The organism is Mesorhizobium sp. Primo-A, from assembly GCF_003997175.1.
Taxonomy (GTDB): domain Bacteria; phylum Pseudomonadota; class Alphaproteobacteria; order Rhizobiales; family Rhizobiaceae; genus Mesorhizobium; species Mesorhizobium ciceri.
Genome location: NZ_RZTG01000007.1, coordinates 301498 through 323485 on the forward strand (window position 1 = coordinate 301498; position 21988 = coordinate 323485).

The 21988-nt window shown below is 63.6% G+C and carries 19 protein-coding genes and 1 pseudogene; all 20 read left to right on the plus strand.

The features are described from left to right. Entirely contained in the window at positions 1–729 is a 729-nt protein-coding gene (locus EOC83_RS15400; protein ID WP_063167505.1) for an ABC transporter ATP-binding protein, read from the plus strand. Beyond that, the gene (locus EOC83_RS15405; RefSeq protein ID WP_013533086.1) at positions 726–1454 is read left to right on the plus strand and encodes an ABC transporter ATP-binding protein; all 729 of its coding nucleotides are present in this window, start codon (positions 726–728) and stop codon (positions 1452–1454) included. The genes EOC83_RS15400 and EOC83_RS15405 overlap by 4 nt, the downstream gene beginning before the upstream one ends. Beyond that, complete coding sequence (locus tag EOC83_RS15410; protein WP_013533085.1) at positions 1441–2304, plus strand: branched-chain amino acid ABC transporter permease; 864 nt, start codon at positions 1441–1443, stop codon at positions 2302–2304. Before EOC83_RS15405 ends, EOC83_RS15410 begins: the two co-directional genes overlap by 14 nt. Then, positions 2301–3347, plus strand: coding sequence for a branched-chain amino acid ABC transporter permease (locus EOC83_RS15415; protein ID WP_063167506.1), 1047 nt, complete (start codon positions 2301–2303; stop codon positions 3345–3347). The genes EOC83_RS15410 and EOC83_RS15415 overlap by 4 nt, the downstream gene beginning before the upstream one ends. Then, complete coding sequence (locus tag EOC83_RS15420; protein ID WP_063167507.1) at positions 3344–4360, plus strand: alcohol dehydrogenase catalytic domain-containing protein; 1017 nt, start codon at positions 3344–3346, stop codon at positions 4358–4360. Before EOC83_RS15415 ends, EOC83_RS15420 begins: the two co-directional genes overlap by 4 nt. Positions 4361–4372: 12 nt before the next feature. Then, entirely contained in the window at positions 4373–5161 is a 789-nt protein-coding gene (locus EOC83_RS15425) for an alpha/beta hydrolase (protein WP_063167508.1), read from the plus strand. Between the two features lie 29 nt (positions 5162–5190). After that, the gene (locus EOC83_RS15430; protein ID WP_063167509.1) at positions 5191–6411 is read left to right on the plus strand and encodes an acyl-CoA dehydrogenase; all 1221 of its coding nucleotides are present in this window, start codon (positions 5191–5193) and stop codon (positions 6409–6411) included. A gap of 61 nt (positions 6412–6472) precedes the next feature. Further along, the gene (locus EOC83_RS15435; protein ID WP_013533080.1) at positions 6473–7021 is read left to right on the plus strand and encodes a flavin reductase family protein; all 549 of its coding nucleotides are present in this window, start codon (positions 6473–6475) and stop codon (positions 7019–7021) included. A 360-nt stretch (positions 7022–7381) separates the two neighbouring features. Beyond that, positions 7382–8917: an FGGY-family carbohydrate kinase gene (locus EOC83_RS15440; protein WP_063167510.1), complete on the plus strand. Its 1536-nt coding sequence runs from the start codon at positions 7382–7384 to the stop codon at positions 8915–8917. After that, positions 8914–9690, plus strand: coding sequence for a DeoR/GlpR family DNA-binding transcription regulator (locus tag EOC83_RS15445; protein WP_063167511.1), 777 nt, complete (start codon positions 8914–8916; stop codon positions 9688–9690). Before EOC83_RS15440 ends, EOC83_RS15445 begins: the two co-directional genes overlap by 4 nt. A 50-nt stretch (positions 9691–9740) precedes the next feature. Further along, positions 9741–11399 (plus strand): glycerol-3-phosphate dehydrogenase/oxidase, encoded by a 1659-nt coding sequence (locus EOC83_RS15450; protein WP_164747145.1) that lies wholly within the window; start codon positions 9741–9743, stop codon positions 11397–11399. A 423-nt stretch (positions 11400–11822) separates the two neighbouring features. Next, positions 11823–12833: a sugar-binding transcriptional regulator gene (locus EOC83_RS15455; RefSeq protein WP_027163951.1), complete on the plus strand. Its 1011-nt coding sequence runs from the start codon at positions 11823–11825 to the stop codon at positions 12831–12833. 33 nt (positions 12834–12866) lie between these two features. Further along, the gene (locus tag EOC83_RS15460; protein WP_063167513.1) at positions 12867–13523 is read left to right on the plus strand and encodes a DUF2291 domain-containing protein; all 657 of its coding nucleotides are present in this window, start codon (positions 12867–12869) and stop codon (positions 13521–13523) included. Continuing rightward, positions 13520–15061 carry a sugar ABC transporter ATP-binding protein gene (locus tag EOC83_RS15465; protein ID WP_063167514.1) on the plus strand — a complete coding sequence of 514 codons (1542 nt, stop codon included), beginning with the start codon at positions 13520–13522 and terminating at the stop codon, positions 15059–15061. Before EOC83_RS15460 ends, EOC83_RS15465 begins: the two co-directional genes overlap by 4 nt. A 26-nt stretch (positions 15062–15087) precedes the next feature. Continuing rightward, a complete protein-coding gene (locus EOC83_RS15470) occupies positions 15088–16218 on the plus strand; it encodes an ABC transporter permease (RefSeq protein WP_013533073.1) in 1131 nt (376 codons plus the stop codon). Between the two features lie 32 nt (positions 16219–16250). Then, entirely contained in the window at positions 16251–17198 is a 948-nt protein-coding gene (locus tag EOC83_RS15475) for a D-ribose ABC transporter substrate-binding protein (RefSeq protein ID WP_023756738.1), read from the plus strand. Positions 17199–17294: 96 nt separating this feature from the next. Continuing rightward, a complete protein-coding gene (locus EOC83_RS15480) occupies positions 17295–18854 on the plus strand; it encodes an FGGY-family carbohydrate kinase (protein WP_063167515.1) in 1560 nt (519 codons plus the stop codon). Further along, the gene (locus EOC83_RS15485; protein ID WP_063167516.1) at positions 18851–20368 is read left to right on the plus strand and encodes a glycerol-3-phosphate dehydrogenase; all 1518 of its coding nucleotides are present in this window, start codon (positions 18851–18853) and stop codon (positions 20366–20368) included. Before EOC83_RS15480 ends, EOC83_RS15485 begins: the two co-directional genes overlap by 4 nt. Further along, positions 20368–21306, plus strand: a complete 939-nt coding sequence (locus EOC83_RS15490) for a TIM barrel protein (protein WP_013533069.1) — start codon at positions 20368–20370, stop codon at positions 21304–21306. The genes EOC83_RS15485 and EOC83_RS15490 overlap by 1 nt, the downstream gene beginning before the upstream one ends. A 57-nt stretch (positions 21307–21363) precedes the next feature. Further along, a pseudogene (locus tag EOC83_RS15495) lies at positions 21364–21954 on the plus strand (triose-phosphate isomerase); the annotation flags it as partial. Positions 21955–21988: the final 34 nt, after the last annotated feature.

The following is a 21988-nucleotide window of genomic DNA, read 5'->3' on the forward strand; positions in this document are numbered from 1 at the left end:
ATGGGTAGGGAAATCCTGCTGAAAGCGCACGGGGTGTCGAAGTCCTTCGGCGCTGTCCGCGTCCTGCATGACGTGACTTTCGACGTGCATCGGGGCGAGGTGCTGGGCATCCTCGGCCCGAATGGGGCGGGCAAAACGACGCTGTTCAACATGATCAGCGGCGACTTGAAGACGTCCGGCGGCGAGATCCAGCTCGGCGACACCGCACTCCGCGGCGAGCCGCCCTTCCGGCGCTGCCAGATGGGGATCGGGCGGACCTATCAGATCCCGCGTCCCTATTCCGGCATGACCACCTTCGAAAACCTGCTGGTCGCCGCCGCTTTCGGCGGCGGCCGGTCCGAGAAGCAGAGCTATGCTTTCTGCGCCCAGGTCCTGCGCGAGTGCGAACTCTCCGACAAGGCCAATGTCTCGGCCGGCGCTCTCACTCTGCTCGACCGCAAGCGGCTGGAGCTGGCGCGCGCGCTGGCGTCGGATCCGAAGCTGCTGCTGCTGGACGAGATCGCGGGCGGGCTGACCGACGATGAATCGAAGGCGCTGGTGGCGCTGGTGCGCCGCATCCGCGACCGCGGCATCACCATCGTGTGGATCGAGCATGTGCTGCACGCATTGCTGGCGGTAGCCGACCGGCTCTTGGTTCTGAATTTCGGCGAGAAGATCGCGGAAGGCGTGCCCGCCGACGTGATCGCGCTGCCTGAGGTCCAGCGCGTCTACATGGGGATCGAGGGATGACGGCCGTTCTTTCCACCCACGGGCTGTTGGCCCGCTATGGCGACTTCCAGGCGCTCTACGGCGTCGACATCGAGCTGCACCAGGGTGAGGCCGTGGCCTTGATCGGCGCCAACGGGGCCGGAAAATCCACCCTCCTGCGTTCGATCATGGGCCTGCTTCCGGTCGGGCGCGAGATGGTGCTGCTGCACGGTGAGCCGGTCGGCGGCACCGCCACCGACCGCATGGTGCAGAAGGGCGTCGCCATCGTGCCGGAGGGCCGCCGCCTCTTCACCGGCATGTCGGTCGAGGACAATCTGCGCGTCGCCATCGACCAGGCCGCGCGCATGGGCGCCAAGGGCGGATGGACGCTGCCGCGTCTGCACCAGCTGTTCCCGATCCTCAAGGAGAAGGCTCGCACCCAGGTGCAAAGCCTCTCGGGCGGGCAGCAGCAGATGGTGGCGATCGGCCGCGCGCTGCTCTGCCAGCCGCGCGTGCTGCTCTGCGATGAGATCAGCCTTGGTCTCGCGCCCAAGGTGATCCGCGAAATCTATGCCGCCTTGCCCGAAATCCGCGCCACCGGCACGGCGATGATCGTGGTCGAGCAGGATGTCGGCCTCGCCCGGACCGCCACGGACCGCCTCTACTGCATGCTGGAGGGCCGCGTGACCCTGACCGGCAGGTCCGCCGAAATCACGCGCGAGCAGATCGGCAAAGCCTATTTTGGAGCGGGCCATGGAGTGGTTTGACGCCTTGGTGCAGGGGGTCCTGCTGGGCGGCATGTATGCCCAGTATGCACTCGGCATGGCGCTGATGTTCGGCGTCATGCGGATCGTCAACATCAGCCATGGCGATCTGGTGATCCTTTTGTCGCTGATCGGCATCTCGATCGCCACGGCTTGGGGTCTGGGACCGCTGCCGGTGCTGATCGTGCTGGTGCCGCTCGCGGTGCTGATGGGCTGGGTGCTGCAGAAGGCCGTGCTGAACCGCGTGGTGGGCAGCGATCCGCTGCCCTCGCTGATCGCGACCTTCGGACTGTCGATCGCGCTGCAGAACCTGATGCTCCAGATATGGTCCGCGAACAGCCGATCGCTGCCCGGCCATGGGATCGAGAGCCAGTCCATCGAGATCGGCGGCATCTATGTCGGTCTCCTGCCGCTGATCGTGCTGGCCGTTGCCACGGGCCTGACAGGAGGCCTCGACCTGACGCTGAAGCGCACGCGCTTCGGTCGCGCGCTCCGCGCCGCGTCGGCCGATGTCGAGGCGGCGGCGATGACCGGCATCAACCCGCGCGCCGTCTATGCGATGGCGACAGCGGCGGCGGTCGGCATTCTCGGTTTTGCAGCCGTCTTCCAGGCGCTGCGGTCGACTGTTGCTCCGGCCGACGGACCTGCCCAGCTGATCTACGCGTTCGAAGCGGTGATCATCGGCGGCATGGGGACGGTATGGGGCGCCTTCGTCGGCTCGATGGTGCTCGGCATCTCGCAGGCCATCGGCTTCCGCATCGATCCGGGCTTCGGCGTGCTTGCCGGACATATCGTCTTCCTGGTCGTGCTGGCGACCCGCCCACAGGGCCTGTTCGGAAAGGCATTGTCATGAGTGCGATTCCCTATGTGGCAACAACCGAGGTGCCCGAGGTCGTGGTCCAGCGCCAGACCCGGTCCGGTCGCATCGCGATGACGCTGGCGGTGCTGGCCATGATCGCTGTCGCTGTCATGCCGTGGTGGGCTTCGACCGGCACGATCCGGTCGGTTCTGGTGCTGTGCTGCTATATCGCCGTCGCGCAGATGTGGAACCTGCTCGCCGGCTATGCCGGCCTCGTCTCCGTAGGCCAGCACGCCTTCATGGGCGCCGCCGGCTATGCGCTTTTCGTGCTGGCGCAGACCTACGGCATCAATCCGTTTGTGGCGGTCTTCCTGTCGCTCCTGGTGCCGGCCGCGCTGGCCGTGCCGATCTACCTGCTGCTGCATCGCCTGGATGGCCCCTATTTTTCGATCGGCACATGGGTGGTGGCCGAGGTCTTCCGGCTGACCGCCTCGAACCTGCCGCTCGTCAATTCCGGCGCGGGCATGTCGCTTCGCGTGATGAAGGACTATTCGGCCTTCGAGCGGAATGTCGCTATGTCGCTGCTCTGCGCGGGGATGCTGCTCGTCACGCTGGGCGGCAGCTATTGGCTGCTTCGCTCGCGCTTCGGCCTTGCGCTGATCGCCATACGCGACAATCCGGTTGCGGCTGCCAGCCAGGGCGTGAATGTCGTGAAGCTACGCTTCCTGATCTATGTCGCGTCAGCGGTCGGCTGCGGCCTCGCGGGCGCGATCTATTTCATGGCGCAGCTGCGCATCACCCCGGGTTCGGCCTTTGATCCGATGTGGGCGAACGTCGCGATCTTCATCGTCATGGTCGGCGGGATCGGGTCCATCGAGGGCGTTCTGATCGGATCGCTGATCTTCTTCATCGCGGACCGCTGGTTCGGCGAATATGGCGCAACCTATTTCGTCGTCCTCGGCCTGATGACGCTTCTGGTGGCGCTCTACGCCCGGACGGGCATCTGGGGCCTGATCTCGAAGCGGTGGGATGCACCATGGTTCCCGATCCGACGCAAGCTCGTCGACCCCGAACCGCTGACGAGGAGGATTTCATGAAAGCCGCCATCTTCGATAAGGTCGGCGTCCCACTGCGGATCGGCACGGTGCCGGACCCGACGCCAGCCCCGGACGAGGTCGTCTTGCGTGTCGCCGCTTGCGGCATCTGCGGCAGCGATCTGCACATCACCGAGGATCCGGTGCCTTTCGGCATCGAGGCAGGCTTTGTGCTCGGCCATGAATTCTCCGGTGACATCGTCGCGGTCGGATCGGAGGCAAAGGGCCTTCGGATCGGTGACCGGGTCGCTGTCGTGCCGATGCGCGGTTGCGGACACTGCGAGGCCTGCGAGCGCGGCGATCCGGCGCGCTGTCACGAGATGGAGCTGATCGGCGGCGGCTATGCGCAATACGCGACCGTGGCCGCACGCCAATGTCACATCCTGTCCGACGATGTAGCACTCGAGGATGGTGCGTTGGCCGAGCCACTGTCGGTCGCCCTGCATTGCATCGTCCGTTCGGGCATGAAGCCGGGGGATCGGGTCGCCATACTGGGTGCCGGGCCGATCGGACTGCTCGTCGCCTTCTGGGCGCGGCGCATGGGGGCATCGCGTGTCGTGGTGGCCGACATCCACGGCCATCAGCGCGAGCGTGCGCTTGCTCTCGGCGCGACCGGCTTCGCGCTTTCCGGCGAAAAGCTGAGCGAGAACCTCACCGATCTCTGCGGCGGAGCGCCCGACATCGTCTTCGAATGCGTTGGCAAGCGTGGCCTCATCGGCGCGGCGGTCGAGGCGGTCCGGCTGCAGGGCACGGTGGTCGGGGTCGGCCTCTGCATTGGTGGAGACCAGTGGGACCCGTTCGTTGCGCTGACGAAGGAAGTGAACCTGCTGTTTTCGGTCTTCTTCCATCAGCGCAACGAATTCGGCGTCGCCCTCGATGCGCTTCGAGGCGGACCTTTCGCACCGCAAACTCTGGTCACCGACCGGATCGACCTCTCGCCGGTTCCGCAGATATTCGAGAGCCTTCGCCGCCGCACCACGCAATGCAAAGTGCTGATCCAGCCGGACCTTGTTTGAGGAGAGTGAAAAATGGCCGTTCAATTCGAAACGCTCGAATACGATATCGATGGCACGAAAACGGTGGTGATGGCCATCGGTAGAGGCAAGCCCGTGCTGTTCCTGCACGGCGCCTCGACGCTTGAAGGCTTCGACTTTGCCGAGGGCCTCGCGGACCGTTTCCGCGTGCTCTGCCCGAGCCATCCGGGCTTCGGCTTTTCTGGCCCGGCGCCGCATGTCGCTACGATGTCCGACATGGTTTTACACTATCTGAATCTGCTCGATGTTCTCCGTCTGCCGGAGAAGCCTCATCTCATCGGCTTTTCCATGGGCGGCTGGATGGCGACCGAACTCGCTGGCCTTGCGCGCGAGCGTTTCGACAAGGTGGTGCTGATCGCGCCGGCAGGGCTCAACGACCCCGCATATCCGGCCACTGATCTCGGCGCGGTCGCGCCGCAGGAGTTGCCGGCCTATCTGGCGCAAGACGTCTCGGTGGCGCTGCGCTACTTCCCGGATGGTTCCGACGCCGCCTTTGCCGAGGCCTTCGGCGCCGATCGCGCCCGCGAAGGCGAGACGCTCGGCCGGCTGCTGGCGCCGTTCGGCATGGGTCATCCGAACCTGCGGCGCTTTCTGGCGCGCATCGCCAATCCGACACTGGTCGTCTGGGGCACCAGGGACCGTATGCTGCCGGCGGGACAGGCTCCGCTCTTCGTCGAGGCGCTGCCCGACGCACGCCTGATCCTCGTCGAGGACGCCGGCCATTTCGTCATGCAGGAGAAACCCGAAACGCTCAGGAAGATCGGCGATTTCTTCGCCGGCTGATCGCATTTGAAAAGGAGGAGGAGAACACGATGAACAAACCCATCAAGCACAGCTCGTGGGGGACGACCACCGACTATCGCGACTTGCTCAGGAAGATCGCGGAGATCGGACCGGCCCTGGAAGCCAACGCCACCGCCGATGAGGAGAATGGCGAACTGACTGCGGCCACGTTCGAGCTGCTGAAGCCGCTGCGCATGTCGCATATCTTTGCCGCGGAGAGCCTCGGCGGTGCGCAGTTGCGACCCACCGAGGGTCTCGAACTGCTGGCGGCGATCACCTGGCATTCCGGGGCGGCCGGCTGGGTTTCCATGGTGCATTGCTGCATCGGCGCGATGTCGGCTGCCTTTCTGCCGGACAGCGCGGTCGAGCGGCTGTTCGCGCCGGGCTCCGACAACCGTTTCTCGGGACAGGGGGCGCCGCTCGGCATGCTGAAGAAGGTCGACGGTGGCTACCGGCTGAACGGCAAGTGGAGCTATGGCAGCGGCTTCAGCCACGCCACCTATAGCCACAGTGCCGCCTTCGTCGACGACGGCACCGGCAAGCCCGCCAAGGACGATAGGGGCAATGTGATCATCATGTGCGCCCATGCGCCGATCTCCCAGCACAAGCAGCTCGGCAATTGGGACGTTCTGGGCCTCGGAGGCACCGGCAGCATCGACTATGCGGCCGAGGACGTCTTCATCGCCGACGATCTCGTCTTCCCGATCCTGACCGCACCGCCGCTGCGCCAGAAGGAGTTCTTCAGTCTCGGTGTCGTCGGCCTCGCCGCCATCGGTCATACCGGCTGGGCACTCGGCACCGGGCGGCGGATGCTGGACGAGATCGCCAAGTTCGCCCGCAGCAAGTCAGGCCGCGCCGGGTTGATCGGCGAGAGCGAGAAATTCTGGCACGACTATGGCCGCGCCGAAGCCCGCTATCGCGCTGCCCGCGCCTTCATCTTCGAAGTCTGGCGCGACATCGAGATGACGGTCGAAGCCGGCAACAGCATGTCGACGCGTCAGATCAGCCTTGTCCATCTGGCCAAATCCGAGATTCACGAGGTTGGCGTCGACATCTGCAACTTCGCCTACCGCGCGGGCGGCGGTGCGTCGCTGCGCGCCGGTGTGATCCAGCGCACCTTCCGCGAGATGATGGTGGCGGCCAACCATTTCACGATCGCGCCATCGATCGTCACCTCGGCCGGCCGCGACATCGGCGGGGTGTGGAGCGATCGCACCTGGCAGTTCTACGATCTGATCGAGAAGAAGTAGTCGCAAGGGCCGGACGGCGGACCCATCCGGCCCCATTTCATGCTGCAGAAGAGAGACGTCGATGAGCTTCCCGCATCCGATGACCAACGCCTTCCGCGAAGCCTTTCGCCACCATCCGGCCGGTGTTGCCGTGATCACGGCCGATCCCGGCGACAGACCGGTGGCGATGACCGTGTCCTCGCTGATCTCTGTAAGTGCTGCGCCACCGGTCGTCGCCTTCTCGCTGTCGATGAAATCGACCTCGTCCGAACCCTTGCTGCGGGCGCAGACCATGGTGATCCACCTGCTGCGCTACACCGATATCGACCTGGCGCAGCTCTGCGCGTCGAGCGGCGCGGAACGCTTCCCGCCGGGAGGCGCCTGGGCTCGGCTGCCCACGGGCGAACCGCGCTATACCGGCGTCTCGACCTGGTTCCGCGCCCGCCGGCTCGGCGTCCTGCCGATCGAGGGCGCGACACTGGTGGCGGCCGAACTCCTTGACGGCGAGGTGCAGCCGGACGAGATCCCCCCTGAGGCGCATTCGCTGGTCTACCTCGACCGTCGCTGGCATCGCCTGCACAAGGAACTGGACGGCGTGGCTGAACTTCTTGAGTCGTCGCGTTTTCTTTGAACGGTGCCGGCTGTCCGGCCGCTGCGCACGGAATTCGCTAAGCCAGTCAAACGCGTTCGAGCGTCAGTCGCACCGTCCCCCTGGCCCGCCGTGCAGGGTTGAGGGCCATCCAGCCAGTTGGGCACTGGTCGGAGCTTCGTCCCGCATCGGATGCATGTCTCAGCTTACGTTAGACATTTCTACAAAATATATCACATGTTGACGTTAATTTAACAGGCTACTATGGTCTGTTTACCGCATCGGATGCGGCGCTTTGGTATCACCGTTGCTCGTTGATTGTCGTCATGTCCGTCATCCTTATCCCAACCTGCAGGATTGCCTTGCAGCGCCCTTCACCAGTTGCTGAAAACGGCGGCGCCCATGCCCAGTTTGCTCGGAATCGATAACGGTCTCACGGTCACCAAGGCGGTGATCTTCGATGCCGATGGCACGCAGTTGTCGGTGGCGCGTCGGCGGGTTCCGCAATCGATGCCCCATGCGCGCTGGGTGGAGCGCGACATGGCCGGCCTCTGGCAAGCGACCGCCGACGCAATCAAGGAGGCGATCGCGCTATGTGGCCGCCCGGCGGACGACATCAGGGCGGTGGCGGCAACCGCGCATGGCGACGGTCTCTATTTGCTCGACAAGGATCGTCGGCCGCTGGGGCCTGGAATCCTGTCGCTCGATAGCCGCGCCGGCAAGATTGTCGAGCGATGGTCGGCGGACCGGGTCTTCGAAGAGGCGCTAGCGCGAACAGGCCAGGCGCCCCACGTCTCGGCGCCGTCGGCGCTGCTCGCCTGGATCAGGGAGCACGAACCGGCCCGCTATGGGCGTATCGGGCATATACTGGCCTGCAAGGACTGGCTGCGCTTTTGCCTGACCGGCAAGATCGGCACCGACCGTACCGAGGCCAGCACCTCATTCACGGATTTCCGCACGCAAGCCTTCGCGCCGGAAGCGTTGCGAATCTTCGGATTGGACGATGTTTTCGACGCGCTGCCGCCGATGGCGCACTCCGCCGCGATCGTCGGCCATGTCACCGCCGAGGCAGCCGAAATGACCGGCCTTGCCAAGGGAACACCGGTCGCGTGCGGACTGCATGACGTGACTGCCTCCGCACTTGGCATGGGCGGCCATGAGGAGGGCGTGCTCGCCATCGTCGCCGGAACCTATTCCATCAACGAAGTCGTCTCTTCGCAACCACGCGTCGACCCGCGTTGGCTCTGTCGCAACGCCATCGACGCAGGCCGCTGGAACAACATGGCGATCTCGCCGGCCTCGACCGCGAACTACGACTGGTTTCTCGACACGTTCTGCCGCTCGGAGCAGGAAAAGGCATCGATCGATGGCGACTCGATCCACGAGCTTCTGGCAGCAGAGATCGACGCGGCGCTGAAGAAGCCCTCGACCATCCTGTTTCATCCCTATCTGTTCGGCTCTCCTTATGGCGATGTTGCCAGCGGCGGCTTTGTCGGCCTGCACGGCTGGCACAATCGCGGCGATATGCTGAAGGCGGTTCTGGAGGGCATTGCCTTCAATCACCGCACCCATGTCGAAGCCTTGCGCGACGGCTTTGCCATCAGCGAGATCCGCCTGACCGGCGGCGGTTCGCGCAATCCGGCCTTCGTTCAGATGTTTGCCGACGTGCTGAACGCCCCGGTCATCGTCACCTCGACCGACGAGGCCGCGGCCTTTGGCGCTGCCCTTTGCGCGGGGGCGGCGGTTGGCATCTTCGCGACGCCGCAACAGGGCGCCAGGCAGGTCGGGATGACGGCGCGCCAATACGAGCCTGACCAAGCCTCGAGTGCTGTGTTCAACGAGCGCTTTTCCCTCTATGGCCGCATAGCCGGTGCGCTCGAACCGCATTGGCCCGACATCGAGAAGCTGGGCCGGCCAGACACTGGGGGAACCGCATGATCAAGGCCGACGAACGACGCGAAGAGATCGCCGACTATGTGATCAAGCTCGGCCAGGTGCGCATCGACGATCTGGTCGAGCATTTCGGCGTGTCGCGCATGACCGTCCACCGGCATATCGACCGGCTGGCGCAGCAGGGCGTGCTGCGCAAGCTGCACGGTGCGGTGACGGTTCAGCCTTCCGGCCTCTACGAAAGCGCCTTCCGCTACCGTGTGACGGTCAACCGGGCCGAGAAGGATGCGCTGGCGCGGGCAGCACTCGATTATGTCGAAGCCGGCCAGGTGGTGATGCTGGACGATTCCTCGACGGCAAACGCCGTCGCGGCACTGCTGCTCGACGTCAAGCCGCTGACCGTCATCACCAACTCCGTAGCGACGGCATCACTGCTGATCAATGTCGACGAACTCGACTTCATCTGTCTCGGCGGCCAGTACCACGGCACCTACAACGCCTATATCGGTATCGTCTGCGAGAACGCCGTGGCGCAGCTGCGCGCCAATGTGCTGATCTGTTCGGCTTCGGCCATCACCGGAACCACGGCCTTCATCCAGGATCCCAATGTCGTGCGGGTCAAGCAGGCGATGATGGCCGCATCGGCCAAGCGTATCCTTCTGATCGACCATGCCAAGTTCGACAGGATCGCGCTGCATGTCTTCGACGATCTGACCAGCTTCGATGTCGTGCTGGCGACCGAAGGCCTGGGCGATGCGCGGGCGCAAGCTCTCGAACGGGCCGGCGTGAAGCTGCGCATCGTCAAGACGAGAGCGTCATGAGCTCAAGCGAAGCAACATTTACGGAAAATCCCGCCGGGCGTTTGGCCGCCATGGCCGGAACCGGCGAGGTCGACGTCGTCATTCTTGGCGCCGGCATTAACGGGGCAGGGCTGTTTCGCGACCTGTGCGCGCAAGGCGTCAGCTGTCTGATCGTCGACAAGGCGGATTTCGGCTCGGGCACCAGTGCCGCGCCGTCGCGGCTCATTCACGGTGGCCTGAAATATCTCGAAACCGGCGAGTTCGGGCTGGTCGCACAGTCGACACTTGAACGCAATCTGCTTTTGAAGAACGCGCCGCACTATGTCAGCCCGCTGCCGACCGTCATCCCGATCTTTTCCTGGAGCAAGGGCATGTTGGCGGCCTTGCGGACGCTGTTCGGCTCGACCAGCGCACCGCGCAGCCGCGGCGCCATCCTGATCAAGATCGGCCTGATGATCTATGATTTCTACGGCTCGCGAAACCAGGTCATGCCGCGCCACCGCATGGTCGGGCGGCGCCAGGCGCTCAGCGGGATGCCGGCGCTCAATCCTTCGATCGTCGCCACCGGCACCTACTACGACGCCAAGATAAGCCACCCCGAAAGGCTCGTGCTTGAACTGATCCTCGATGGGCGGCAGGCAAACGCGGCCTCGGCCAGCGCGAACTATACGGCGCTGGTCAAGTCCGCCGATGGGGTACTGACCTTCCAGCCGGAAAACGGCGCGGCCTTTTCGGTGCGGCCGAAGCTGGTGGTCAACGCCGCCGGTCCGTGGATCGACGATGTCAACGAATTGCTTGGCGCGCCGTCGAAGATGATCGGCGGCACCAAGGGCTCGCACGTCCTGCTCAAGCATGACGAACTGGTCAAAAGCCTGGCCGGGCGCATGCTCTATTTCGAAGCCGATGACGGCCGCATCTGCCTCATCTACGATTATCTCGGCCTGGCGCTGGTCGGCTCCACCGACATCAAGGCCGACAATCCCGACGCGGTGCGCTGCGAGCCCGACGAAGTCGAGTACCTGCTCGACAGCGTGCGGACTCTGCTGCCGGGAATGGCGTTCGAGCGCGACCAGATCGTCTACGCCTATAGCGGCATCAGGCCGCTGCCGGCCTCCGATGCATCGCTGCCCGGGCTGATCAGCCGTGACCACTCCGCGCCGGTCGCCGAGCCGGATCGGAACAGACCTTTCGCGGTCATCTCGCTGGTCGGCGGCAAGTGGACGACCTTTCGCGGCTTTGCCGAGGAAGTCGCCGACACCGTGCTCGGCCGCCTGCAGCACAGCCGCAAGGTGACGACGCAAGCCATGCCGATCGGCGGCGGCAGGGATTTCCCGACCAATGCCGCAGCGCGAGCAAGTTGGCTGGCTCTGGCTCGCTCGAAGACGGGCGCTGAGGAACGGCGTCTCGATGCGCTGCTGTCGCGATACGGCACCAGAGCCACGCAGATCGCCACGCATGGGTCGGGCGATGAGGGTCGGCTGCCGGATTCAGAAAGCTACAGCAAATCGGAAATCGACTACATCGTCCGCAACGAGTTCGTCGAACATCTGGCCGACATCGTCATGCGCCGCAGCACCTTGGCGATATCAGGCTCCCTGACAGGCCGCGACCTGCAGGCGATTGCGGCGATTGCCGGACAGGCGCTGGGCTGGAGCGCCGGGCGCCTTGCAAGGGAAGTCGAGGCCGCAATTGTGGAACTCGAGGACCGGAACCTGATGCGGCTGGGTTGATCAGTCCGTCACCGATGCTCTTCACAAGGCAATCCGGTTGGTTTGCCCATGGATGCGCCGCATCCGCAAATCGCCCAACTCACAGGCGGATTGGGATTTTGCCGATATTAGATATTATCCCTGAAAAACAGCTAGTTAGAAGAAAATCTGGATAGCCGATGGCCATGCAATTCTGCTGGCTTAGGCGTGAGGTAACATAGATTGACGTTAAATTAACACAACTGTATGATCGAGTAACATGCTCACCTCCTAATAGGTCGATGTTGCCCGCCGAATGCCGGCAGACCGGCGTTTCGGGAAGGGCGAGACCTGTGAATTGCCCGCATGTGCATGCGCCCAACCCGGCGGGGGATTGACAGCGATGCAGGGATGTGAAAATTTTTGCACACAAAGATAATAATATCATCTCAGGGAGGAGATGGCTTGAAATCCGGCGGAACCGCTAACCGCGATCATGAGTCCAGCCTCGCCACCCGCGCGGCCTGGCTTCACTATGCCGGGGGTCTGACGCAGGCCCAGGTGGCCAAGCGGCTCGGCCTGACCAGCCTCAAGGCGCATCGGCTCATCACGCGGGCCACCCAGGATGGCCTGGTCAGGGTGATCATCGACGGCGACGTCGGCGAATGCATCGACCTCGAGCAGCAGCTGATCAATGCTTACGGGCTCGATTACTGCGAGGTCGTTCCGGATCTCGATCAGGACGAGCTGCCGCTGAAGGCGCTTGGCATCGCCGGCGCTCAGTTTCTGAAGCGGGAGATCGATCGCGGCGAGGACATGCTGATCGGCGTCGGCCACGGCCGTACCCTTGCCGCAAGCGTCGAGTATCTGACGCGCACCGCCGCCGCCCATATCCGTTTCGTCTCGCTGCTTGGCGGTGTGACGCGCAAGTTCGCGGCCAACCCGCACGACGTCATGCATCGGCTGGCCGAGCGGACCGGCGCGCAGGCCTATGTGATGCCGGTGCCTTTTGTCGCCAACACCGCGGAGGACCGTGAGGTGCTGCTTGGGCAGCGCGGCATCAGCGATGTCTTCGACCTCGCAAGCCGGTCCGACCTGATGTTCGTCGGCATAGGGACCGCCGAGCGGGAAGCTTCGCTGGTCGCCACCGGCATGATCGAACATTCCGAAATCGATGAGGTCAAACGCGATGGCGGCGTCGGCGAGCTGCTCGCCCACTTCTTCGACGACCAGGGACGCCCAGTGGAAACGGCGCTGTCGGAAAGAATCCTGGCACTCCCGCGGGACCAGTTGAAGGGCCGCCGGATCGTCGCCGTCGCCGGCGGCAAAGTGAAAATACGCGCTATCAAAGCGGTGCTCGAAAGCCGCTATCTGAGCGGCCTGATCACCGACGAATCCACCGCTCGTGCCCTTGTCGAACAGAACAAACCCAATGGCGCGAAGCGCCATATGAACGGAGGATCGCCAAATGCGTGACAAGCGCGGATCAGCCTTGCTGGCGGTTGCGTCATGAGCGCGAAAGCCGCCACTGCATCGACCAGGCCTGCCTCGCCCGCCCTGCGTCGGGCACTTGCCAGCGCCGCGGTTGTCGTCCTGCTCGGCGCCATGGCGCTCGATACCAACGTGGTCAGGATAGGGTCGGCAGGCGACGTTCGCAGCGCCGTGTTTTCCGCCGCTGACTACGGCAAGTCGGAATTTCCCAAGGTGCAGGCCGATGTCGAGGCACGCGCCGCCGACGCGGTGACGGTGGCGACGGCGATTGCCAAGGACAGGGCAACGGCGGAAAAGGAATACGGTGTGCCTGCGGGCGTCGGACCGGTCATTTCAGTCAAGTTCACCGGCGTCGTCGGCGAAGGAAAATCTGGCATCTACAAGGTCGCCGTCGACGGCGTGCCAGATACGTTGATGATCCGCGTGCAGACGGGACCGGCAATCAACGGGACGGAACTGCGTGACGCCACGGGCAAGATCACATTCGGCCAGTTCACCAACCAGATTGAGTACCAGGACGCCGGTTCGGCGCTGAACAATGAGATGAAGAAGGAAGTCCTGGCCAAGGTCGATACGAGCACCTTGACCGGCAAGACCATATCGGTGGTCGGCGCATTCAAGCTGGTCAACCCGAAGAGCTGGCTCGTCACCCCCGTGAGGCTGGACGTCAAATGAAACCGACTGCCGACACCGGACCCGCGACTGGCGACGCCGTGCTTTCGGCGCGCAACATCGTCATGTCGTATGGCGGCGTCCATGCGCTCAAGGGCGTCAATTTCGACATCCATCGCGGCAAGGTCACCACGCTGTTCGGAGAGAATGGCGCCGGCAAGTCGACGCTGATGAAGATCCTCTCCGGCGTGGTCACGCCGACATCCGGCGACATCGTGCTCGACGGCAATCTCGTCAGCTTTTCTTCGTCCTCGGACGCGCGCGATCGCGGCATCTCGATCATCCACCAGGAACTCAGCCTGGCGCCCAACCTCAGCGTTCGCGACAACATCTTCATGGGCCGCGAACTGCGCACCAGGACCGGCCTCGACTTCGCCGAGGAGCAACGCCAGGCGCGCGCTCTGATGGCTGATCTCGAGGAGGACATCGATCCGATGACCCTGGTCGAGGATCTGCGCCTCGGCCAACAGCAGATCGTCGAGATCGCCCGGGCACTGTCGGTCGATTCGCGCATCCTCATCATGGACGAGCCGACCTCCGCGCTCAGCGCAACCGAGGTGGAAGTTCTGTTCAAGGTGATCCGCGATCTGACCAGCCGCGGCGTCTCCATCGTCTACATATCGCATCACCTCGAAGAGGCGCTGCAGATCACCGACTATGCCGTTGTCCTGCGCGATGGCGCGATTACCGCGACGGCCGAAGCCCGGGATATCGATCTCGAATGGATCGTGCGCAACATGGTCGGCGAGAATTTCGATCTCGGCTCGCCGCCGACCGGCCATGAATTCGGCGAAGTCGCCCTATCGATCGAGGATGTCAGCGTCGTCGACACTTCGGGCTCAGGTTATTCCGTCGTCGATCACCTGTCGCTGGACGTGCGAGCAGGCGAGATCGTCTGCATCTACGGGCTGATGGGTGCCGGGCGCACGGAATTGCTGGAGGCCGTCGCCGGACGAGTGCCGATGGCGGGCGGGCGGGCGCTGCTGGAAGGCGAGGACGTCTCGGGGCTGAGCATTGCCCAGCGTATCTCCAGAGGGCTTGTGCTGGTCCCCGAGGACCGGCAGCGCGACGGGCTGGTGCAGACGATGACCGTCGGTCGTAATCTTTCGCTCGCCAGCATCGAAGCGTTCGCCAGGGGCCTGTTTCTGTCTCGTTCCAGAGAGCGAGAGCTGGTCGAAGACTCGATCCGCAAGGTGACCGTCAAGACCGCTGGCGGCAACGCCATGATCGGATCGCTGTCGGGCGGCAATCAGCAGAAGGTCGTCATCGGCAAGATGCTGACGACCAATCCCAAGGTTATCCTTCTCGACGAGCCGAGCCGCGGCATCGATGTCGGCGCCAAGGCCGAAGTCTTCCGCTTGCTGAGCGAACGCGCTGCGCAGGGCCTTGCCGTCGTCTTCTCGACCTCTGAGGTCAACGAATGCCTCAGCATTGCCCACCGCATCGTCGTCATGCGCCGCGGCAGGATTTCAGCCGAATTCGGCGCCAATGCCACCAAAGAGCAGATCATGGCCGCCTCGGGCGAAGCCGTGGTCGCCTGATCACCAGGAATTTCGGAGCCCACACCATGACCGATGTCAGCCAGGCCAGAAAACAGTCCAGTCCAAGCGCGAGCGAAGGCTTCGATCTCGCCAAGCTGCTGCTCGAGGGCCGCGCTTTCTTTGCCCTGATCGTCATCATCGTCGTCTTTTCGATCCTGTCGCCCTACTACCTCTCGGTGGCGAATTTCCTGACCATGGCCTCGCATGTCGCCATCTTCGGAATCCTCGCGATCGGCATGCTGCTTGTCATCCTCAATGGCGGCATCGATCTGTCGGTGGGGTCGACGCTGGGCTTGGCCGGCGTCGTTGCCGGCTTCCTGATGCAAGGGGTGACGCTGAGTTGGCTGGGCGTCGTTCTCTATCCGCCGGTGTGGGTGGTCGCGGTGCTGGCCTGCATGCTGGGCGCCGTCGTCGGGCTGATCAACGGCGTGCTCATCGCGCGCTTCAAGGTTCCAGCTTTCGTCGCCACCCTCGGCGTCATGTACATGGCGCGCGGCCTGGCGCTGCTGATGACCAGCGGCCTGACCTACAACAATCTCGGCGGCAAGCCGGAGCTCGGAAACACCGGCTTCGATGCGCTTGGCTTCAACCGCTTGTTCGGCGTGCCGACGGGCGTCGTGGTTCTCGTGGTCATCGCGCTCATTGGCAGCATCGTCCTGAACCGCACCGCTTTCGGGCGCTGGCTCTACGCCTCGGGCGGCAATGAACGCGCGGCCGAACTCTCCGGCGTTCCGGTCAAGACAGTGCAGATTTCCGTCTATGTGCTGTCGGGCATCTGCGCCGCCATTGCCGGCCTGATCCTGTCCTCGCAGCTTACATCGGCGGGACCGACCGCCGGCACCACCTACGAACTGACGGCCATTGCGGCCGTCGTCATCGGCGGCGCGGCACTGACCGGCGGCCGCGGCAACATCCGCGGAACCCTGCTCGGGGCCTTCGTCATCGGCTTCCTGTCCGACGGTCTGGTGATCATCGGCATCTCATCCTACTGGCAGACAGTGTTCACCGGCGCGGTCATCGTGCTCGCCGTGCTCCTCAATGCCGTTCAGTATCGCCGCCGCAGCAAGCTCCCAAGCGCGACAGGTGGCCAACCGACTTCTCAGAAACGGGGGAAGGCCGAACCGGCCAATCCTGCCCAAGGGAAGACTGCCAGGTGAACTGGCAGCAACACCGCGTAATCATTGGAGGAATGTACATGAAAACCATGCTGAAAAGTCTGCTCGCGGCCGCGATGGTCGTTGGGTTCACGGCCGCCGCGTCAGCCGCGGGCCTGATCTCGATCATCGTCAACGATCCGGCCAATCCCTACTGGCTGACCGAGGGCAACGTCGCCAAGGCCGAGGCCGAGAAGCTTGGCTATACGGCCAATGTCGGCGCCCACAAGGGCGATACCAATACCGAAAGCAATTTGATCGACACCGCCATCACCAACAAGTCGGTGGCGATCATTCTCGATCCGGCCAACGCCGACGGCTCTGTCGGTGCGGTGAAGAAGGCGATTGCAGCCAACATCCCGGTGTTCCTTGTCAATGCCGAGATCAACCAGGAAGGCCTCGCCAAGGGGCAGCTCGTTTCCAACAACGCGCAGGGCGCTGCTCTCGGTGCCCAGCAGTGGGTGCAGGCCGTCGGTGAAAAGGGCAAATATGTCGAACTGCTCGGCGCCCCGTCGGACAACAATGCCGCCACGCGCTCGAACGGTTACGCGACTGTGCTGAGCCAGTACCCGGATCTCGAAAAGGCTGCTTCGCAGGTCGCCAACTGGGATCGTACCCAGGGCCACGACAAGATGCAGAGCATGCTGCAAGCCAATCCCGACATCATCGCCGTGATCAGCGGCAATGACGAAATGGCTCTCGGCGCGGTTGCGGCGCTGAAGGAAGCTGGCAAGCTCGCCGGCATCAAGGTCGGTGGCTTCGACGGCTCCCCGGACGCGGTTGCGGCGATCAAGTCCGGTGAACTGCAGTACACCGTGCTGCAGCCGGTCGCCATCTTCTCGGCCAAGGCCGTGCAGCAGGCGGACTCGTTTATCAAGACGGGTGCCACCGGTGCGGCGACCGAGAAGCAGCTGTTCGATTGCCTTCTCATCACCAAGGACAATGTCGACAAGTACACCGCACCCTTCGTGCTGTCTGAGTAATACCTGCACAGGGGGTGTCCTTGCGGACACCCCCTGTCTCTTCTACGAAATGACTGCCCTCGTGAACTGCCTTCGCAACCAATCGGAATTTGCGGCATGAAAGACCTGCTGATCGGCATCGACGCGGGAACGTCGGTGATCAAATCGATCGCTTTCGATCTGTCCGGGCGGCAGCTCGCCATGACGTCGGTGCCCAATAGCTTCGTCACGCTGGAAGGCGGCGGCGCCGAGCAGGACCTCGACCAGACCTGGCGCGACATGGCGCGGACCGTTCGCGATCTCGCGGCCAAGATTCCCGACCTCGCGCAACGAATCGCGGCGGTGGCCATCACCGGGCAAGGCGACGGAACCTGGCTGATCGATAGCGACGGCATGCCTGTCTCGCGCGCCTGGCTGTGGCTCGATGCCCGCGCCGGACGTTTGGTGGACGAGATGCGCGCCGATCCCCGGGATCGCAGGCGGTTCGAACTGACCGGCACGGGGCTGAATTCCTGCCAGCAAGGCGCCCAGCTTGCCTTCATGAAAAAGAACCATCCCGACATGCTGGAGCGGGCGGCCACCGCACTGCATTGCAAGGATTGGCTCTACTTCAAGATGACGGGCGAACGCGCCACCGATCCCTCCGAGGGAACCTTCACCTTCGGCGATTTTCGGTCGCGCACCTATTCCGACGAAGCCCTCGACATCCTGGATCTGACGACGCATCGCCGCCTGTTGCCTCCCATGCTCGAAGGCACCACCGACCATCATCCGCTATCGCGATCGGCGGCGGCGGAGACCGGCCTGCTCGAAGGCACGCCGGTGGTGCTGGGCTACGTCGACATGGTCATGACGGCGCTCGGAGCCGGCCTCTATGATCCCTCGGGCAATGTCGGCTGCACGGTCATCGGCTCGACCGGCATACACACGCGCTTCGCAGCCACTCCCGACGATGTCGTGCTGAACGCAGATGGCTCCGGCTACACGATCGCCATGCCTATTCCGGGCGCCTTTGCACAATTGCAATCCAACATGGCGGCGACGCTCAACATAGACTGGGTGCTTGGCCTTGCGCGCGACGTGCTCGCCACGGCTGGCGGCAAACCTTCTCATGACGAGTTGCTGAAGGCGCTCGACGCTTGGATGGAAGCATCGGAGCCGGGATCGCTGATCTACCAGCCTTACATATCGCTAGCCGGCGAAAGAGGGCCGTTCGTCGACCCTGACGCACGCGCCGGCTTCATCGGCCTTTCGGTCAAGCATGGCTTTGGCGATCTGGCACGCGGCGTGCTCGAGGGGTTGGCCTTCGCCGCTCGCGATTGCTACCAGGCGATGGGCGCCGTGCCGAGTGAGATCCGCCTGTCGGGCGGCGCAGCGCGCAGTCCGTCTCTACGTCGCATCATCGCGGCGGCGACAAGGGCGCAGGTGCGCACCAGCAGCCGCCAGGAAGCCGGCGCGGCGGGTGCCGCGATGATGGCCGCGGTCGGGCTCGGCGTCTACGGCTCCATGGAAGACTGCGCCGCCGAATGGGTGACGCCGCTTCTCGGCGACTGCGATGCCTATGACGAGGCGCTTTCGCAAACATACGATGCGCTCTTCCCTTCCTTCGTTGCGGCGCGCCAGGCGCTTCGGCCGGTGTGGAAGGGCATGGCGCACCGCACAGGAGCAAGATCTTGAGCAATACAACAGATGTCGTCGATCTCTTCGTGATCGGCGGCGGCGTCAATGGAGCCGGCATAGCGCGTGATGCTGCAGGTCGTGGCCTGTCCGTCATCCTGTGCGAAAAAGACGATCTCGCGCAAGGCACCAGTTCGCGTTCCGGCAAGCTGGTGCATGGCGGCCTGCGCTACCTCGAATATTATGAATTCAGGCTGGTTCGCGAAGCGCTGATCGAACGCGAGGTGCTGCTCGAGGCGGCGCCGCATATCATCTGGCCGATGCGCTTCGTTCTACCGCACAGCCCGCAGGATAGGCCGGCATGGCTGGTCCGGCTCGGGCTGTTTCTCTACGACCACCTTGGCGGCCGCAAACGGCTGCCTGGGACAAGAACGCTGAACCTGAGGACCTCGCCTGAAGGCGCGCCGATCAAGGACGAATTCAAGCGCGGTTTCGAATATTCCGACTGCTGGGTCGACGATGCGCGCCTGGTGCTGCTCAATGCGCTCGATGCAAGGCAGCGAGGCGCCAGAGTGCTCACGCGCACCGCCTGTGTCGCGGCGCGCCGTGAAGGCGGACTGTGGTCGATCGACATGCAGGATGGTCGCACGGGCGCCGTCACGAAAGTCCGCGCGCGCGCTCTGATCAACGCAGCAGGTCCCTGGGTCAACGACATTGTCAGCCGCGTCGCCGGGCAGAATTCGACGCGCAATGTCCGGCTTGTAAAAGGCAGCCATATCGTCGTGCCCAAATTCTGGGAGGGGCGGCAGGCCTATCTCATCCAGAACAACGACAAGCGGGTGATCTTCGTCAACCCGTACGAGAACGATCTGGCGCTGATCGGCACGACCGACATTCCCTACGAAGGCAGGCCCGAGGAAGTGGTCGCCGAGGCCAGCGAAGTCGACTACCTGATCAAGGTGGTCAATCGCTATTTCAAGCGGCAGCTGACGCCACAGGACGTGGTCTACAGCTTCTCCGGTGTGCGTCCGCTCTATGACGACAATGCCGACAATCCAAGCGCGGTGACGCGCGACTATATTTTCGAACTCGACGCCTCCAACGGCAACGCACCGCTGCTTTCGGTGTTCGGCGGCAAGATCACCACCTTCCGCAAGCTGTCGGAACACGCGCTGGAAAAGATCCAGCCATTCTTTCCGACGATGAAGAAAGCCTGGACGGCCAAAATTCCCTTGCCGGGGGGCGACCTGCCCAATGCGGACTTCGAGCAGTTTCTGAGCGATCTGCATGTCGAATTTTCATGGCTCAGCCCGTCGTTGGTGAAGCACTACGCTCGAAGCTACGGCACCCGCGCCAGGCAATTGCTCGCCGGCGCGCAAAGCGAGGCTGATCTCGGCCGACGCTTCGGTCCCGATCTGTATGAACGGGAGGCAAAGTTCCTGGTCGAGACCGAATGGGCTGGCACATCAGCCGATATACTGGAACGCCGCACAAAGCATGGCCTGCATATCAATGCGGCCGAGCGGAAAGCGTTCGAAGATTGGTTCGGTAACATCATGGCGACGGCGGACTGATGGCCTTCACGCTTTCCCTCAACACCAATCCTCTGGTCAATCGCTTCGCCGATCCAGACGATTTGATCGACGCGATTGCTTATGGCATCGGCATTCGCGACGTGCAGTTGACGCATGAATTCGTCAATCCGGGCTGGCCGGCGGCCACGATTGCCAAATTCCTGCGCCTGTTCAACAGCGCGCTTTCGCGGACCGGTGTCAGGATCACCTCCGGCATGACCGGACCTTATGGCCGGCTCAACCATTTCGGCCACCCGGACGCCGACGTCCGGCGCTACTATGTCGACTGGTTCAAGACCTTCGCCGACATTTCCGCCGAACTCGGCGCGCCAGGCATGGGCACGCAGTTCGCCATCTTCACCTACAAGGACTTTGACGATCCGCAACGGCGGGCAGCACTTCTCGATATCGCGCTCGAATGCTGGCGCGAGGTTGCCGAACACGCCAGGGCGGCGGGGCTGACATACCTGTTCTGGGAGCCGATGTCGGTCGGCCGCGAGTTCGGCCACACGATCGAAAGCTGCGTCACGCTGCAAGGCGCCATCGACGCAGCGAAGCTGCCCATACCGATGAAGATGATGGTCGATATCGACCATGGCGACGTGACCTCACCCAACCCTGCCGACACCGATCCCTACGCCTGGGCGAAAGCGTTTCCATTGCAATCTCCGATCATCCACATCAAGCAGTCTTCCATGAACAAGGGCGGCCATTGGCCGTTCACGGCCGCCTACAACAAGGATGGCCGCATAGTGCCGCAGAAGTTGCTGGACGCGGTTCGGCAGGGTGGTGGAACCGACAATGAAATTTGCCTTGAACTTTCCTTCAGGGAGAGGGAACCAGTCGACCATCAGGTTATCGAGATGATCCGCGAGTCGGTGGATTTCTGGGCGCCTTACGTCGACAGTGGCCGGGACAGTCTCAAGCCTCGGACTTGAGCGAATACGTCGCCCGGAAGCCGGCTTCGGCCGCAAAAGTATCGAAGGAGAAAAACAATGGCCCCATATTGGGTCGGCACGAGCTGGAAGATGAACAAGACGCTTGCCGAGGCGTTGCTGTTCGCCGATGCGTTGGCCGCCTTCGTGCCTGGTTTCGATCAGGCGATACAGCCTTTCGTCATTCCGCCGTTCACCGCCGCGCGCCAGGTCAAGGCGGCACTAGCCAACACCCGCGTGAAGGTAGGTGCCCAGAACATGCATTGGGCCGATGCCGGCGCGTGGACGGGAGAGATTTCGCCAGTGATGTTGAAAGACTGCGGGCTGGATGTAATCGAACTCGGCCATAGCGAGCGCCGGGAGCATTTCGGCGAGACGGATGCGACTGTCGGACTGAAAACGGCAGCTGCTGTCAGGCACGGTTTCGTGCCACTGATCTGCGTCGGCGAGACGCTGGACGAGCGTGAATCAGGCCGCGCCGAGGCGGTGCTGACGGCACAAGTTCTCGGCGCGCTGCAGGAGCTGAGCGGCGATCAACCGAAGGCGGAAATCCTCTTTGCCTACGAGCCTGTCTGGGCGATCGGGGAGAAGGGCATTCCCGCAAGCGCCGACTATGCCGACAAGCAGCAAGCGCTGATCAAGCAGGTAGCCGCTGACCGGCTGCCGCCGTAAAGCACAGGCGGGG

Excerpts from the sequence above, each read along its gene's own strand:
- EOC83_RS15470 (WP_013533073.1), top strand. The coding sequence starts at position 15,088 with ATGACCGATGTCAGCCAGGCCAGAAAACAGTCCAGTCCAAGCGCGAGC.
- EOC83_RS15450 (WP_164747145.1), top strand. The coding sequence starts at position 9,741 with ATGGCCGGAACCGGCGAGGTCGACGTCGTCATTCTTGGCGCCGGCATT.
- EOC83_RS15475 (WP_023756738.1), top strand. The coding sequence starts at position 16,251 with ATGTACATGAAAACCATGCTGAAAAGTCTGCTCGCGGCCGCGATGGTC.
- EOC83_RS15420 (WP_063167507.1), top strand. The coding sequence starts at position 3,344 with ATGAAAGCCGCCATCTTCGATAAGGTCGGCGTCCCACTGCGGATCGGC.
- EOC83_RS15425 (WP_063167508.1), top strand. The coding sequence starts at position 4,373 with ATGGCCGTTCAATTCGAAACGCTCGAATACGATATCGATGGCACGAAA.
- EOC83_RS15400 (WP_063167505.1), top strand. The coding sequence starts at position 1 with ATGGGTAGGGAAATCCTGCTGAAAGCGCACGGGGTGTCGAAGTCCTTC.
- EOC83_RS15410 (WP_013533085.1), top strand. The coding sequence starts at position 1,441 with ATGGAGTGGTTTGACGCCTTGGTGCAGGGGGTCCTGCTGGGCGGCATG.
- EOC83_RS15445 (WP_063167511.1), top strand. The coding sequence starts at position 8,914 with ATGATCAAGGCCGACGAACGACGCGAAGAGATCGCCGACTATGTGATC.
- EOC83_RS15480 (WP_063167515.1), top strand. The coding sequence starts at position 17,295 with ATGAAAGACCTGCTGATCGGCATCGACGCGGGAACGTCGGTGATCAAA.
- EOC83_RS15440 (WP_063167510.1), top strand. The coding sequence starts at position 7,382 with ATGCCCAGTTTGCTCGGAATCGATAACGGTCTCACGGTCACCAAGGCG.
- EOC83_RS15430 (WP_063167509.1), top strand. The coding sequence starts at position 5,191 with ATGAACAAACCCATCAAGCACAGCTCGTGGGGGACGACCACCGACTAT.
- EOC83_RS15460 (WP_063167513.1), top strand. The coding sequence starts at position 12,867 with ATGAGCGCGAAAGCCGCCACTGCATCGACCAGGCCTGCCTCGCCCGCC.
- EOC83_RS15435 (WP_013533080.1), top strand. The coding sequence starts at position 6,473 with ATGAGCTTCCCGCATCCGATGACCAACGCCTTCCGCGAAGCCTTTCGC.
- EOC83_RS15465 (WP_063167514.1), top strand. The coding sequence starts at position 13,520 with ATGAAACCGACTGCCGACACCGGACCCGCGACTGGCGACGCCGTGCTT.
- EOC83_RS15405 (WP_013533086.1), top strand. The coding sequence starts at position 726 with ATGACGGCCGTTCTTTCCACCCACGGGCTGTTGGCCCGCTATGGCGAC.
- EOC83_RS15415 (WP_063167506.1), top strand. The coding sequence starts at position 2,301 with ATGAGTGCGATTCCCTATGTGGCAACAACCGAGGTGCCCGAGGTCGTG.
- EOC83_RS15490 (WP_013533069.1), top strand. The coding sequence starts at position 20,368 with ATGGCCTTCACGCTTTCCCTCAACACCAATCCTCTGGTCAATCGCTTC.